The 14,485-nt window shown below is 73.9% G+C and carries 11 protein-coding genes; 2 read left to right on the forward strand and 9 right to left on the reverse strand.

Going from position 1 to position 14,485, the window contains the following annotated elements:
- Positions 1 to 226 precede the first annotated feature (226 nt).
- Positions 227 to 1,489, reverse strand: a complete 1,263-nt coding sequence (locus ABD330_RS29505) for a glycoside hydrolase family 183 protein (RefSeq protein WP_344469258.1) — start codon at positions 1,487 to 1,489, stop codon at positions 227 to 229.
- A 487-nt stretch (positions 1,490 to 1,976) separates the two neighbouring features.
- On the opposite strand from ABD330_RS29505, the gene ABD330_RS29510 reads away from it, so the two are divergent.
- Positions 1,977 to 2,969 (forward strand): helix-turn-helix domain-containing protein, encoded by a 993-nt coding sequence (locus ABD330_RS29510; RefSeq protein WP_344469260.1) that lies wholly within the window; start codon positions 1,977 to 1,979, stop codon positions 2,967 to 2,969.
- A gap of 58 nt (positions 2,970 to 3,027) precedes the next feature.
- On the opposite strand, the gene ABD330_RS29515 is transcribed toward ABD330_RS29510, so the two are convergent.
- From ABD330_RS29515 to ABD330_RS29525, 3 genes are read right to left on the reverse strand one after another with little or no spacing between them, the layout of a single operon-like run.
- Complete coding sequence (locus ABD330_RS29515) at positions 3,028 to 4,110, reverse strand: ABC transporter ATP-binding protein (RefSeq protein WP_344469262.1); 1,083 nt, start codon at positions 4,108 to 4,110, stop codon at positions 3,028 to 3,030.
- Positions 4,107 to 5,678: an ABC transporter permease gene (locus ABD330_RS29520; RefSeq protein ID WP_344469264.1), complete on the reverse strand. Its 1,572-nt coding sequence runs from the start codon at positions 5,676 to 5,678 to the stop codon at positions 4,107 to 4,109. The genes ABD330_RS29515 and ABD330_RS29520 overlap by 4 nt, the downstream gene beginning before the upstream one ends.
- Positions 5,675 to 6,751: an iron ABC transporter substrate-binding protein gene (locus ABD330_RS29525; protein ID WP_344469266.1), complete on the reverse strand. Its 1,077-nt coding sequence runs from the start codon at positions 6,749 to 6,751 to the stop codon at positions 5,675 to 5,677. The genes ABD330_RS29520 and ABD330_RS29525 overlap by 4 nt, the downstream gene beginning before the upstream one ends.
- Positions 6,752 to 7,292: 541 nt before the next feature.
- Between ABD330_RS29525 and ABD330_RS29530 the strand changes: the two genes are divergently transcribed.
- Positions 7,293 to 7,673 (forward strand): hypothetical protein, encoded by a 381-nt coding sequence (locus tag ABD330_RS29530; protein ID WP_344469267.1) that lies wholly within the window; start codon positions 7,293 to 7,295, stop codon positions 7,671 to 7,673.
- A 57-nt stretch (positions 7,674 to 7,730) separates the two neighbouring features.
- Here ABD330_RS29530 and ABD330_RS29535 read toward each other — a convergent pair whose 3' ends face one another.
- From ABD330_RS29535 to ABD330_RS29555, 5 genes are all read right to left on the reverse strand, one after another.
- Positions 7,731 to 9,644 (reverse strand): helix-turn-helix domain-containing protein, encoded by a 1,914-nt coding sequence (locus ABD330_RS29535; RefSeq protein WP_344469268.1) that lies wholly within the window; start codon positions 9,642 to 9,644, stop codon positions 7,731 to 7,733.
- Entirely contained in the window at positions 9,637 to 9,798 is a 162-nt protein-coding gene (locus ABD330_RS29540; RefSeq protein ID WP_344469269.1) for a hypothetical protein, read from the reverse strand. Before ABD330_RS29540 ends, ABD330_RS29535 begins: the two co-directional genes overlap by 8 nt.
- 92 nt (positions 9,799 to 9,890) lie before the next feature.
- Positions 9,891 to 11,288: an MFS transporter gene (locus ABD330_RS29545; RefSeq protein ID WP_344469271.1), complete on the reverse strand. Its 1,398-nt coding sequence runs from the start codon at positions 11,286 to 11,288 to the stop codon at positions 9,891 to 9,893.
- Positions 11,289 to 11,427: 139 nt separating this feature from the next.
- Positions 11,428 to 12,237: a 3-hydroxybutyrate dehydrogenase gene (locus ABD330_RS29550; protein WP_344469273.1), complete on the reverse strand. Its 810-nt coding sequence runs from the start codon at positions 12,235 to 12,237 to the stop codon at positions 11,428 to 11,430.
- Positions 12,238 to 12,386: 149 nt separating this feature from the next.
- Positions 12,387 to 14,333 carry a potassium transporter Kup gene (locus tag ABD330_RS29555; RefSeq protein WP_344469275.1) on the reverse strand — a complete coding sequence of 649 codons (1,947 nt, stop codon included), beginning with the start codon at positions 14,331 to 14,333 and terminating at the stop codon, positions 12,387 to 12,389.
- Positions 14,334 to 14,485: the final 152 nt, after the last annotated feature.

The following is a 14,485-nucleotide window of genomic DNA, read 5'->3' on the forward strand; positions in this document are numbered from 1 at the left end:
CGGCCAGACCGTCACCCTCAAGTTCACCGGCACCGAGGACTCCTCCCTCCAGACCAGCTTCGTGATCGACGACACCGCGCTCAACGTCTCCTGACCCACTGAGCGGTCGGGCTCGACCCGCCCGCACGACCCCGGGGGCCGTGGCTTCGTGCCACGGCCCTTCGGGGTTACCACATATGACGGATCGTCAGGCCGACAGTGCGGGAGCCGCCCGGCCGGCGGACGGTCAGGGGTTGATGCCGTCGTACTGGAGCACCCGGTAGGGCGACTGCCCCTGCTGCCCGTTCCACTGCGAGGCGATCAGGGTCAGCGAGGTCGCACTCGCACTGCCCGGGTGGATGTATCCGCCGTACAGTGTCGGGAGCTGGGGCCGGCCCCAGTGGTTCGGCGGCCAGGCGGCGTTGCCGACGATCTGCGGCTTGGGGGCCGTCCACGGCGCGTCGGGACGGGGCGCCGTCCGGGTGCAGATCGAGTAGTCGGTCACGTCGAAGTAGCTCATGCAGTAGGTGCTGCCGATCCGCTTGACCGAGAACTCGCCGATGTTGTTGCCGGTCAGGATGAACGACGGTGGCGCCGCGGTGGTCCACTGCCAGGAGCCGCCCAGGTACGCCCAGTTCTGCTGGGCGCCGAAGTTGCCGGCCCGGAAGTCGTCCGGCCGGATCCGGAACAGCTGGATCGCGCCGCCGTCGGCGGTGTTGGTGTGGCTGCCGTTCCAGCGCTTGGAGAAGATGTAGAGCCAGCCGTCCGGGTCGATGCCCGCGAAGGACCACATGCCGTACGGCGACTGGTTGGTCCCCTGAGTGTCACCGGGCCAGTGGTAGTCGTAGTCCGTCCAGGTCACGCCGTAGTCGTCGGAGTACGCCACACCGGACATCAGCGAGCCGTCGTAGCCGGCCGGCGGGCCCCAGACGGCCACCGAGGTGTACTGGAGGTAGGTCCGGCCGCCGAACTCGATGCAGTCGTTGGGGATCCGGCTCACCTCGAAGCCGTGGCCGTTGTCCACGCGGTGCTGATAGTCGAACAGTTGAGCAGCCTGGCCGCCGGTGGGCATCGCCCAGCTGAAGCCGATCGGCGAACCGCCGCTGCTGTCGAAGCCCGCCTGGGCGAGCATCACCGGCGAACCGAGGTAGTCGCCGGACTGCGCGGCGCCGCGCCAGGAGTCACCGAAGACGTAGCCCCACGAGTTGTCGTGCGCGCGGAAGTACGGGATCCCCAGGTCGCCGGAGCCCAGCCCCTGGGCGCTCGCCGAGTCGCCGGGCGTGTCGCACAGCGCCGCCGCGGTCTGGGCGCGGGGCGCCGCGTTCGCACGGGCCGAGCCCGTGGCGGCGGTGGCGGCGGAGGCAGCAGTGGCGGCGGAGGCGGAGCCGGCGGTGGTGCCGAGCACGCCCGCGCCGAGTGCGAGGCCGGCACCGGCGCGCAGCAGCGTCCGGCGGGAGACCTCCGCGGGATCCGGCTGCGAGGCAGGGGCCGGCTGTGAAGGGTGGGACATCGGGCGGTCCTCCAGATGGGTGGTGGTGGAGCGGCTGGGACAGCGCCCGGTCCGGCGGATGGGACCATGGCGCGGGTGCTCCGGATCGTGACGGTGTGTGAAAATGCGCACACGGCCGATCCGCTGGAAAGCGGCGACGCCTCGCCGCGCGGCAGGGTTGGATGTTTGTCATGACTGCTTCGAACGGGGTGCCGCGAGGCTGCGGTGACCGGAGGGACGACCGCCGCGGCAGCTGCGGCCCTGGCAGCCGTCCGGTCGGTGTCGGCGGGGCCTTGCGTTCCATCCAACCGGTCCGCCGACGACCCGTCACGGCCTTCTGACCTCGGCGGACAAAGCCAGGACAAAGACCGGACAACCACCGACCACCGACCACCGAGCACCGGGCACCGGGCGCCGACCACCGGCCGGAGCTGAGCCGATGGACGGACCGCCGGCGGACACGGGCTGACCCGGGAGAGGGAGCAGCCACGGGGGAGAGGAACACGAGGTGGGACGGCGGGAACAGCCGCTCGACTCCCGGCAGGGGCCATTGGCGCAGTTCGCCTGCGAGCTCCGGGAACTCCGGCGCCAGGCCGGCAGCCCGCCGTACCGGCGGCTCGCCGCCGACGCCAACTACTCCGCGTCCACCCTGGCCGCCGCCGCGGCCGGCCACCGCCTGCCGCGCCCCGAGGTGCTGGCCGCTTTCGTCCGGGCCTGCGGCGGTGACCCGGCCGAGTGGGAGCAGCGCCGCCTCCAGGCCCATCGCCTCAGCACCACCCCGCCCGCCCCGCCTGCCCCACCCGCCGCACCGGCACCGGTGGAGGGCCCGCCGTCAGCAGCCACGGCCGAATCCGGCCGTGCCGCGGCCCGCCCCCGGTCCGCCCCGAGCTGGGGCCCGGCGCTGCGCCGGGCCGTGGGCCTGGTGGCCGTGCTGGTCGCCTGCCTGGCCTTCGGCGCCTCCGCACCGGGCGGCTCGACCGGGTCGGTGGCCGTCGTGGCCGGCCGGGTACGCCTCCAGGACACCGGGCGGTGGCTGCGCGACGGCGCCGACATCCCGCCCGGCTACCGGGCCCTGATCGTCCGGGCGGGCACCATGTGCGCCGAACCGGAGATCACCCCGGCGCTGGTGGCGGCGATGCTGAAGGCCGAGAGCGGGTTCGATCCGGCCCTCAGCGACCCGGCCCGCGACGAGTACGGGATCGCCCGCTGGACACCCCGGGTGCTCCGCTACTACCTGCCGCCCGACCGGCAGGGCACAGTCCCCGTACCGCCGTTCGGCGCGGAGGACTCCATCCTCGCCGTCGGCCGGATGCTCTGCGCCATCGCGCCCGAGCTCCAGGGCGTCCCCGGTGACCCGGCGCTCAACCTCGCCGCCGCCTACCGCACCGCCACCTGGATCGTGCAGCGCCAGGACCCGGCCCGGCTGGCGGGCGTCCGGCCCTACCTCGACCAGGTCCGCGACAACCTGCGGCGCTACCGCGCGCCGGCGGGGCCGCCCTGACGGCCCGGCGGCCCCGCCGTCCGGTCGGCCGGGCCGGTCCGGCCGACCGGCGGTTCGGTCAGGCGTCCACCGTCGACGGTGTGCCCGCCGACGCCGCCCCCAGGGCGTCGCCGACCGGGTGCGCCGCGCCGTGGACCTGCACGTACACCTCGGTCTCGGACGGCGCGCCGTCGGTGTAGGCGACCAGCCGCTCCGGCAGGCCCGCGCCCAGGGCCGGGTCGGGGGCGAGTTCGACCCGGTAGTCGTGGCCGCGGAACAGGCAGCTCAGCACCCGGGCCCGGACGGCGTCGGCGGCGGGGACGGAGCTCAGCCGGAGCTGGCGGGGGCGGAGCATGACCAGGTGCCGACCGGTGGCCGGGGCGCCGTCGGTGAGCGGCAGACGCCCGAGCGCGGTGACGGCGGCGGCGCCGTCGAGCTCGGCGTCGAGCAGGTTGGCCTCGCCGAGGAAGCGGGCCGTCCGGGCGTCGGCGGGCTCGCTGTAGAGCGTCTGCGGCGAGCCGGTCTGGGCGATCCGGCCGTCGCGCATCACGGCGATGGTGTCGGCGAAGGACAGCGCCTCGTCCTGGTCGTGGGTGACCAGGATCGCCGTCGCCCCGGCCCGCCGCAGCGTCGCCGCGACCTCGGCCCGGACATCGGAGCGCAGCGCGGCGTCCAGGGCGGCGAACGGTTCGTCCAGCAGCAGCAGTTCGGGCGCGGGGGCGAGCGCGCGGGCCAGGGCGACGCGCTGCTGCTGGCCGCCGGAGAGCTGGTGCGGGTGGCGGTCGCCGAATCCGGCGAGGCCGACCAGGTCGAGGAGTTCGGCGACCCGGGCGGGGCGCTTCGCGCGCGGCAGGCCGAAGCCGATGTTGGCGGCCACCGTCAGGTGCGGGAAGAGCGCGCCGTCCTGCGGGACGTACCCGATCCGCCGCCGCTCCGCCGGGAGCCGGCTGCGGCCGTCGTCCAGCAGGCGGCCGGCCAGCGTGACCCGGCCCCGGGCGGCCTGGTGGAACCCGGCGACCACCCGCAGCAGAGTGCTCTTGCCGCAGCCCGACGGGCCCAGCACGCAGGCGAGCGAGCCCTGCTCGACGGTGAGGTCGACCCCGCTCAGCACCTGGGTGCGGCCGTGGGAGGCGTACAGGTCCTGGATGGCCAGACCGGTCACGATGTCTCCAGGGTTTTCGGGCCGAGGGTGCGGCGGGTGAGCAGGAGGACGGGCGGTACGGACATGGCGACCATCAGCGCGGCGTAGGGCGCGGCCGCGCCGTACGCCAGGCCGCTGGTGTACAGCCAGAACTGGGTGGCCAGCGTCTGCGTCCCGGTCGGGCGCAGCAGCAGCGTCGCGGTCAGCTCGGTGGAGGCGGTGAGCGCGACCATCGCGACGGCCGCGCCGAGCCCGGGCAGGATCAGCGGCAGCGTGACGCGCAGCAGCACGGCGGCCGGCCGGCTGCCGAGCGAGCGCGCGACCTCCTCGACGCCCGGCGGCACCTGGGCCAGTGCGGCCCGGACGGCGGTGAGGGCGAACGGGAAGAACAGGATCACGTACCCGGCGACCAGCAGCGGCGGCTGCTGGTAGAGCGGCCGGGCGTAGCGGATCGCGAAGAACACCACCGACAGGGCGACGGCGATCCCCGGCAGTGCCCGGGTCAGGTACGCGGCGCGCTCGGCGGTGCGGGCGAGCCGGGTGCCGCGCCGCCAGGAGTACAGCGCCACCGGCACGGCGGCGGCGGTCGCCACCACGGCGGCGGCCAGCGCGTAGCCCAGCGTGGTCAGCGTGGCGCCGAGCACGGAGGCCGGGGGCAGCGTCGTCGAGGTGCCCTGCAGCAGCCAGTAGGCCAGGGCGTACACCGGCACGCCGAGCGCCACTGCCGTCATCGCGCCGAGCCCGGCCAGCGCGGCCGGCTTCGCACGGCCGAGGGCGAGCGGCGCGCAGCCGCGGCCGGTCGCGCCCTCCCGGACGACCCGCCCGCCCCGGCCCGCCCGGGCCTCCAGGGTGACCAGCAGGACGGCGAGCAGGCAGAGTGCCAGGGTGAGCATGGCGGCCGAGGCGGCGTCGAACCCCAGCTTGTACTGGGTGTAGATGGCGGTGGCGAAGGTGGTGAACCGCAGCATCGCGAAGGCGCCGTACTCGCCGAGCATGTAGAGCGCCACCAGCAGCGCGCCGCCGGCCAGCGCGGGCCGGGTCAGCGGCAGGGTGACCCGCCAGAGCGTCGCCCAGGCACCCCGGCCGAGGCTCCGCGAGACCTCCTCGGCGGAGGCGTCGGAGCGCCGCAGGGTGGCCGCCACCGGGAGGAAGACCAGCGGGTAGAGCGAGGAGGTCATCACCAGCACCGCCCCCCAGTAGCCCTGGACGGAGGGGAAGAGCGAGACCCAGGAGTAGCCGTGCACGAACTCCGGTACGGCCAGCGGCATCGCGAGCACGGTGGTCCACCAGCGGCGCCCCGGCAGGTCGGTGCGCTCCACCAGGAAGGCGGCGGCGAAGCCGAGCACGGCGGTGGCCAGCGTGACGGCGGCGGTGAGGGTGGCGGTGTTCCAGAGCAGGGTGGCGATCAGCGGGCGGCCGAGCAGCCGCTGCGCCTGGGCGGCGGTGGACTCCGAGGCGCGCAGCGCGATGAACACCAGCGGCGAGGTGACCAGCAGGATGACGGCCGTCGCGAGCAGCGGGAGCACGCGGGGAGCCCGCCACCGCCGGAGCGGTGACGGGCCCTCGCGCAGAGCGGTGTCGGTTCTCACAGGAGGCCGGCGTCCTGGAGCAGCTGGAGCGCCTCCTTGCCGTCGCCGAGGTCGGCGACGGGGGCGACGGTGCCGATCGAGGCGAGCGGGGCGAGGTCCTTCTTGCCCTGGACGCCCGCGGCCAGCGGGTACTCGTAGCTGGCCGAGTTCGCGATCACGGTCTGGGCGGGCACGCCGGTCAGGTAGGCGAGGAAGGCCTGGGCGGCTTCCTGGTGCTTGCTGGAGGCCAGGACGGCGGCGCCGGAGACGTCCACCAGGGCGCCCGGGTCGCCCTTGGCGAAGTAGTGCAGGGCGCTGTGGGTGCCGGCCGCGGTCTTCTCGTCGCGCAGCCGGTACCAGTAGTAGTGGTCGACGACGCCGCCCTGCACCTGGCCGCTGTTCACGGCGGCGCTCAGGTCCTCGTTGCTGTTGTAGACCTTGGCGTTGGCCTTGAGGGCGGTCAGCCACTTCTTGGCCGCGTCGGCGCCGTCGGTCTTGATCATGCGGGTGATGACCGGCGCGAAGTCGGTCTCGGACGGGGCGATGCCGAGGCGGCCCTTCCACTCCGGCTTGGCCAGGTCGCGCACCGAGACGGGCGGGGCGGAGTCGGCGGGGGTGCCGGTGGCCGCGACGAAGGCCGCCGTCCGGGCGGAGACGCCGACCCAGTCGCCCTTGGGCGAGCTGTCGTCCGCCGCGACGGCCTTGAGGGTGTCGGGCTTCACCGGGGCGAGCAGGTTCTGCTCCTCCAGGACGGTCAGCGCCGGCGGGTTCTCGGCGTAGAAGACGTCGGCGGGGGAGCCGGAGCCCTCCTGGAGGATCTGGTTGGCGAGTTCGGCCTCGTCGCCCGAGCGCAGCTGGATCTTGATGCCGGTACGGGCCTCGAAGTCGGCGGCCAGTGCCTTGACGGTCTGCTCGTGCTGGCCGCTGTAGACCGTCAGCGACTGGCCGGCCAGCGGCTTGTCGCCGGAGGCGGTCTGCGGCGCGCCGGTGTTCTGGGCGGTGGTGGAGCTGGAGCTGCCGCAGGCGGTCATGGCGAGGGCCGAGAGGGAGAGGACGGCCAGGAACAGCACCGGCCTCTTGGGTCCGAGCACCATGCGATCTCCAATTCCTGACGGGGCGCAGGTCCTGGCTGCGCGCCGGAAAGCCGGGGGTGGGCGGCCGTCGGGCAGAGCGCTGCCCGGGTCGGTCGGTCGGCCGTACCGCCGCTGTGGCAGCGGGACGACCGACTCGAACATAGAGTAGGAGAGGCTTGCCTAACAACTGTGGTGGCCATGGGTCTCGGCCACATCACGAAGTGGTGCCCAGACAGTGTCACTGTCCGGCGGAATCCGTGCGCAAGCCCCGGTCGGGGCCGCTCCGGATCCCGCGACGCCCGCCCGGTCCCGTCCGGATGCCGCCGCCGCCGGTCCGCGGGGGCAGGAGGGCGGCACGTCCGCCGCGATGACCGGGTACGGCGCCGACCGGTCGGCCTGCCGGTGGTGAGGTTCCCGCTCCGGAGCGTCAAGGGGACGTATGGATTGCGGTGACGGGCGTCAGGGGGGCGTCAATTGCGGAGCCGAAGGCCGGGGCGGGCGTTTGGCTGGGGCGGTGAGGATGTACCACGCGCGGCCCGGTGGCCGGAGGTTCCGTCCGGCGGTGCGCCGGCTGGGGGCCGGCATGTCGCTGGCCGGGGCGCTGGCGGGCGGGGGCCTGCTGGTACCGGTGCTGCGCTGGGTCGGGGAGTTGGACCAGCGGTGGTTCGCCCTCGGGGCGTACACCGCGTTGTGTGTCCTGCTCGGCGCGGTGTCGCGGCCGGTGGCCGCACCGTTGGTCGGGCTCGGGGGGTGGCTGTTCTTCGACGGGTTCGCCGTGCACCGGTACGCGGCGGTGAGCCTGGCCGGGCACGCCGACGAGGTGCCGCTGCTGCTGTTCGCCGGGGCAGCGCTGCTGGCCTCGCTGCCCGCCGCGCTGCCCCGGCGCAGGGTCCGGGTCGAGGTGCTCCGGCTCGCCGACCGCCCTGCGGGCGAAGGCTGTTGAGCGCGGAGGTACCGTGACCGCTCGCGGTGTCGGGGAGGGAGCGCGCGGTCGGCGGGATCAGCGGGTGCCGGCGAGCACGCGCAGGCGCAGCGCGAGCTGCAGTTCCAGGGCGCGGTCGGGGCTGTCCCAGTCCTTCCCCAGCAGGGCCGCCACCCGGTCCAGCCGCTGCACGACGGTGTTGACGTGGACGTGCAGGTGGTCCTTGGCCCTGGTGAGGCTGGCGCCGCAGGCGAAGAAGGCCTCCAGGGTGTGGACCAGATCGGTGCCGCGGCGCGCGTCGTAGTCGAGCAGCGGGCCGAGGGCGCCGGTGACGAAGGCGTCGATGTCGTGGGCGTTGCCCAGCAGCACACCCAGGAAGCCGAGGTCGGCGGAGTCGGCGCCCTCCCCGGTGCGGCCCAGCACGTGCAGGGCGCGCAGGCACCGGGCGGCTTCGGCGTGGGCCGCGGCCAGGGCCGGGGGCCCGCTCGCCGGGCCGGCGGCGGCCACGGTGACGGTGGCCGCGGTGAGGTAGCTCAGCCGGGCCGCGGCGGCGCGGGCGGTGGTGCCGGCCGGTGTGCCGTCGTCGGGCAGCAGGAGGACGACCGCCTCGGCGTGCTCGGTGCTGATCCCGTCCCGTCCGAAGAGGTACTGGGTGGCGGCCGCGGCCAGCTTGGCGCGCAGCGGGTCGGTGCTGTCGGCGACCAGGACGAGGTGCGGGCGGGCGAGGTCGGTGCCGAGCCGGCGTCCGCGTCCGACCAGCCCGTCCGGGTCGCGCTCGGGGTCGCCCAGCAGGTCGTTGAGGAGTTCGCCGCGGATGCGGTTCTCGGCCTCCGCCACCGAGCGGCGCAGCAGCAGGATCAGCGCGGTGACCACGCCCGCGCGTTCGAAGAGCCTGCGGTCGGGGTCCTCCAGCTGCGGCCCGGCGTGGAGCACGAGGCTGCCCAGCAGTTCGGGGCCGGCCAGGACCGCGCAGATCCAGCGGCCGTTGTGCGGCACGGCGCGTCCGGCGGAGCGGGAGTCGGCGACGGCGGTGGCGAGTTCGGCCGGGGCGAGGTCCGGATCGGTGCCGCTGCGGGCGAGCCGGTTGCCCTCGTGGTCGTGGACGGCGATGCCGCCGCCGAGGAGTTCGGCGACGGCCGCCGCGATCGCCGCGACCTCGCCGCCGCGCAGCACGATGTCGGTGAGGCGGTCGTGCGCCGCCTCGGCGCGCTGCACGGCCGCGGAGTGCTCCCGGATCACCGCGTTGGCGTCGGCGAGTTCGGCGAGCGCGGCCTGGGTGTCGGCCAGGGCCTTCGCGGTGTCCATGGCGATGGCCGCGTGGGCGGCCAGCGAACTCAGCAGCGCCACCTCGTCCGGCGAGAAGGTGCGGGCGGCCCGGTCGGCGGCGAACAGCACGCCGATGACCTTGCCGCCGTGGCGGGAGCCGAGCAGCAGGGGTACCCCGAGGATCGCGACCAGCCCTTCGTCCAGCACGCCGGCGTCGATGGTGCGGGTGTGCACGAAGCGGTCGTCCGTGCGGTAGTCGGGGCTGGCGTAGGGGCGGGCGGTCTGCGCGACCAGACCGCCGAGGCCCTTGCCGAGCTCGACCCGCAGGCTCTGGAAGAGCGGGGAGACCGAGCCGTCCGTGACCCGCATGTAGGTGTCCCCGGCCTCCTCGTCGGGGAGGGTCAGGTACGCGGTCTCGGTGCCCAGCAGCATCCGCGCGCGGCGGACGATGGACCGCAGCACGGCGTCCAGGTCGCGCAGCGCGGCGAGGTCGCCCGCGGTGTCGAACAGGGCGGCCAGCTCGGCCTCCCGCCGGCGGTGCTGCCCCAGGGTGCGGTGGACCCGCAGCGCGAGCCAGGTGGAGTCCTCGATCTCGGCGAGTTCGCGGGCCGGCAGGCCGGCCGCGCGGGCCGCCGCCAGCGGGCCCTCCAGTTCGCCGGAGGGCGCGCCGTCGGCCAGCAGCTCAAGAAGGCGGCGCAGAGCGGTGGGTGATGGTTGTTCAGGCATCCTGCCCGCCATCGTGACATGGGAAGTGGCGGGTGGAAAGGTCCTGGTCCCGTCCGGCCGTGAACGGTCCGATCCCGACCGGGTCGATGTCGTCGATGGCCGGTCCGGCCCGCTCGAACGCCTGGCGCAGGGCCTCGACCGGCCTGCGGCCCACGAGCGGACGCCGTACGGTTCCGGTGGCCGAGGACGGCGGGCGGTGCCCGGCCCGGTGTCGGCCGGGCCGGGCATCGCCGACGGGGGCCGGGGTCAGACCGCGGGGACGAGGCCGGCGTCCGGCTCGCCCTCCGCCGACGCGCCCGGACCGGGCCGCATCGTGGCGAGGTCGCGCCCCCGGGTCTCCTGGGCGAAGAGCAGGGCGATCACGGTGATCACCGCTGCGATCCCGACGTACACCGAGATCGGGGACGAGTCCCCGTACGAGGCGAGCAGCGCGACGGCGATCAGCGGGGCCGGCGCGCCGGCCGCGACCGAGGCGAACTGCGCGCCGATGGAGGCGCCGGAGTAGCGCATCCGGGTGCCGAACATCTCGGAGAAGAACGCGGCCTGCGGAGCGTACATCGCGCTGTGGAAGACCAGGGCGACGGTCACCGCGAGGGTGATCATGGCGAAGTCCCTGCTGTCCACCAGGGCGAAGAACGGCCAGATCCAGATGCCCATGCCCACCGCGCCGGCCAGGTAGACGGGCTTGCGGCCGACGCGGTCGGAGAGCGCGCCGAACAGCGGGATGAGGCAGAACTGGATCGCCGAACCGATCAGCACGGCGTTCAGGGCGGTCTGCTTCGGGACCTTCAGATGCTCGACGCAGTAGGCGAGGATGAAGGTGGTGACGACGTAGTAGGAGATGTTCTCGGCCATCCGGGCGCCCATGGCCACCAGGACGTCGCGCCAGTGGTGGCGCAGCACCGCGAACATCGGAGCCTGCTCCCCGGCCCGGCCCGCCTTGCGTGTCCCGTCGCTCGCGAGGGCCTGCCGGAAGAGCGGGGACTCCTCCACCGAGAGACGGATCCACAGGCCGACCCCCACCAGCACGGCGGACAGCAGGAACGGGATGCGCCAGCCCCAGGCGAGGATGGCCGCATCGGTCTGCACGTTGGACAGCAGGGTGAGGGCGCCCACCGCGAGCAGGTTGCCGAGCGGCGCGCCGCCCTGTGGCCAGGAGGCCCAGAAGCCGCGGCGCTCGGGGTCGCCGTGCTCGGAGACGAGCAGGACGGCGCCACCCCACTCGCCGCCGAGCGCGAAGCCCTGGACGACGCGCAGCGTGGTGAGCAGGATCGGCGCGGCGATGCCGATCGACGTGTAGGTGGGCAGGCAGCCGATCAGCGCGGTGGCGGAGCCCATCATCAGCAGGCTGACGACCAGGAGCTTCTTGCGGCCGATCCGGTCGCCGAAGTGTCCGAAGACCAGGGCGCCGATCGGGCGGGCGGCGAACCCGATGGCGTAGGTGAGGAAGGCGAGCAGCGTGCCGGTCAGCGGGTCGGACTTGGGGAAGAAGAGCTTGCCGAAGACCAGGGCGGCAGCGGAGCCGTAGAGGAAGTAGTCGTACCACTCGATGGTGGTGCCGATCAGGCTGGCACCGACCACCCGGGCGAGGCCGGCCGGTCTGGCGCCGCCGGGAGCGTTCGCGGCGGTGGGAGCGCTTGGCATAGGAGTCACCGATTTCGGGCGTGCGGGAGGAGGGAGTCGGCCGGCGGGGGACCGGCGGGAGAGGGGAGGGCGCTGCGTGCTGGTGCGGTGTGCGCTGGTGCACTGCGTTACGGCGCCGTGCCCGGGACGGCGGGCGCCGTCAGTGGGCGGTCCAGCCGCCGTCCAGGGGCAGCGAGGTGCCGGTGACGTAGCCGGAGTTCGCACCGCAGAGCCACAGGGCGGCGCCGGCCACCTCCTCCGGCTCGATCAGCCGCTTGATGGCGCTGCGCTCCAGCATCACCCGCTCCACGACGTCGGCCGCCGGGATCCCGTGGGCGAGCGCCTGGGCGGTGATCTGGTCCTCGACCATGGGGGTGCGGACGTAACCGGGGTTGATGCAGTTGCTGGTGACGCCGTGTGCGGCGCCCTCCAGCGCGACGACCTTGCTGAGCCCTTCGAGGGCGTGCTTGGCGGTGACGTAGGCGGACTTGAAAGGGCTGGCCCGCAGGCCGTGCACCGAGGAGATGTTGACGACCCGTCCCCATCCGTTCCGGTACATGTGCGGCAGCGTCCGGCGCAGGATCCGGAACGGGGCTTCGACCATCACGCGCTGGATCAGGGCGAACTGCTCGGGCGGGAACTCGTGTACGGGCGCGACGTGTTGCAGGCCCGCGTTGTTGACGACGATGTCCGCGTCGTCGGGCAGCGCGTCCACGGCGGCCGGGTCGGCGAGGTCGACCACCAGGGCGATGCCGCCGATCTGCCCGGCCACGGCCTTCGCGGCCTCGGCGGCCCGGTCCACGACGTAGACCCGGGCGCCGGCGGCGGCGCAGGCCACGGCGCAGGCCCGCCCGATGCCGCCGGCCGCTCCGGTGACCAGTGCGGTCTTCCCGAGCAGGAATTCCTCGCGGCCGGGTGCTCGGCCGGTGGCCGGCCCGCCGGGCGGACCGGACTTGTGGGTGCTCTCCATGGCTGCACACGCTAGGGACGATGCGGCGGGCATCCCATGTGGTGCGCCACCACAGTGCCGCGCCGCACTGTGGTGGCCTGCCTCATGTCGCCGCCGAACGCGGTCCACGGCCGCTGCGCCGGTCCGGACGGTCGGTCAACGGCGGGGCCTCACACGTCGATGTGCGATCCCATGATGATCGTGCGGTCGCGGGGGAGGGCGAAGTACTCGGCGGCGTCGGCGGTGATGTACGAGGTGGCGATGAACAGGCGCTTGCGCCAGGGGGCCATGGTCGGCTCCTTGCCACGGCGGAGCTCGATCGTGGACAGGAAGTAGGACGCCTGGCCGAGGTCCACCGGGCCCTCGGTGTCGGCCGGGGCGAGCAGGGCCAGGGTGCCGGGCACGTCCGGGGTCTCCATGTAGCCGAAGCGGGCGGTGACGTGGATGATCCCGTCCTCGGCGTACCCGAGGTCGTCGACCAGGACCCGCCGGTCGGTGGTGACGCGGGGCAGGGTGTCGGTCTCGATGGAGAGGATCACCACCTGCTCGTGCCGGACGTGGTTGTGCTCCACGTTGGCCCGCATGGCGAGCGGCGCGGTCAGGTCGCCCCGGTTCAGGAACACGGCGGTGCCGGGGACCCGGATCGCCGGCAGCTCGCCGGTGTGCAGGCGGTCGACGAACTGGCGCAGCGGGCCTTCGTGGCGGGCCCGCTCCGCCGTGACGATCTCCCGGCCGCGCTGCCAGGTGGTCATGACGGTGAAGGCGGTGAGGCCGATCAGCAGCGGCAGCCAGGCGCCGTGCAGGAGCTTGGTGGCGTTGGCCGCGACGAAGAGCAGGTCCACCGTGAGCAGCAGGGCGCCGCCGACGGCCACCAGCCAGACCGGCGTGTGCCAGCGGGCCCGGGCCACGTAGAAGAAGAGCAGGGTGGTGATGGTGATGGTGCCGGTGACGGCCATGCCGAAGGCGAAGGCGAGGGCGGCGGAGCTGCGGAAGGCGAAGACCAGGGTGAGGACGGAGACCATCAGCAGCCAGTTGATCCAGGGGACGTAGATCTGACCCATGGTCGATTCGGAGGTGTAGGCGATCCGCAGCCTCGGCAGGTAGCCGAGCTGGGCGGCCTGGGAGGCGACCGAGTACGCGCCGGTGATGACGGCCTGGGAGGCGATCACCGTGGCCGCCGTGGCCAGCAGGATCATCGGCCACCGGCCCCAGCCGGGTACGAGCAGGAAGAACGGGCTGCTGATGTTGGCCGGGTCGGCGAGGATCAGCGCGCCCTGCCCGAGGTAGCTGAGGACACAGGCCGGGAAGACCGCGAACAGCCAGCCCCGGGTGATCGCGCGGCGGCCGAAGTGACCCATGTCGGCGTAGAGCGCCTCGGCGCCGGTGACCGAGAGGACCACCGCGGCCAGCGCGAAGAACGCGGTGCCGAAGTGGCCGGCCAGGAAGGACAGGGCGTAGCTCGGCCACAGGGCCCGCAGGATCTGCGGGTGGTCGACGATGCCGCGCACCCCGCAGACCCCGATGACCACGAACCAGACGATCATCACCGGGCCGAACACCTGGCCGACCGCCGCGGTGCCCCGGCGCTGCACCAGGAAGAGCACCGCGACGATCGCCGCGGTGAGCGGCACCACGGCGTCCGCCAGCGAGGGTTCGACGACCTTGAGCCCCTCGACGGCGGAGAGCACCGACATCGCCGGCGTGATCATGCTGTCGCCGAAGAACAGGGACGCGCCGAAGATGCCGAGCGCGGCCAGCACGGCGGTGGTACGGCGGCTGCGCTGTGCGGCGGACCGCCGGAGCAGGGTGATCAACGCCATGATGCCGCCCTCGCCGTCGTTGTCGGCGCGCATCGCGAGCAGCACGTAGGTGACCAGGACGATGATCACCACCGACCAGAAGACCAGCGACACCACGCCGTACACGTTGTCCGTGGAGACCGGGACGGGGTGCGGGTCGTCCGGGTTGAACACGGTCTGGAGGGTGTAGATCGGACTGGTCCCGATGTCGCCGAAGACCACCCCCAGGGCGCCGACCACCACGGCGAGGCGCGCCGAGTCGTGGGCGCCCGGGTGCCTGACCTCGGGTGACTGGGTGGCGGGGTCGGGCTCGGCCATGGTGGTCCTCCTCCGCACGGGCTGCTCACCTGCAGGCATGGTGCCTCGGAGCGGACGATACCGATCTTGTGGCGGAACGCCCGGTAGGCGTGCGGCACCGCCGCCGGGACCGTCAGGGGACACCGCCTTCGTGAGGCCTCGTCAGGTGCGGC

The organism is Kitasatospora kazusensis, assembly GCF_039529945.1.
Lineage (GTDB): Bacteria > Actinomycetota > Actinomycetes > Streptomycetales > Streptomycetaceae > Kitasatospora > Kitasatospora kazusensis.

What these genes read in the sequence shown, in the direction of transcription:
- ABD330_RS29555 (WP_344469275.1), bottom strand. Translation starts at nt 14,333, where the DNA reads ATGGCCGAGCCCGACCCCGCCACCCAGTCACCCGAGGTCAGGCACCCG.
- ABD330_RS29545 (WP_344469271.1), bottom strand. Translation starts at nt 11,288, where the DNA reads ATGCCAAGCGCTCCCACCGCCGCGAACGCTCCCGGCGGCGCCAGACCG.
- ABD330_RS29525 (WP_344469266.1), bottom strand. Translation starts at nt 6,751, where the DNA reads ATGGTGCTCGGACCCAAGAGGCCGGTGCTGTTCCTGGCCGTCCTCTCC.
- ABD330_RS29535 (WP_344469268.1), bottom strand. Translation starts at nt 9,644, where the DNA reads ATGCCTGAACAACCATCACCCACCGCTCTGCGCCGCCTTCTTGAGCTG.
- ABD330_RS29550 (WP_344469273.1), bottom strand. Translation starts at nt 12,237, where the DNA reads ATGGAGAGCACCCACAAGTCCGGTCCGCCCGGCGGGCCGGCCACCGGC.
- ABD330_RS29505 (WP_344469258.1), bottom strand. Translation starts at nt 1,489, where the DNA reads ATGTCCCACCCTTCACAGCCGGCCCCTGCCTCGCAGCCGGATCCCGCG.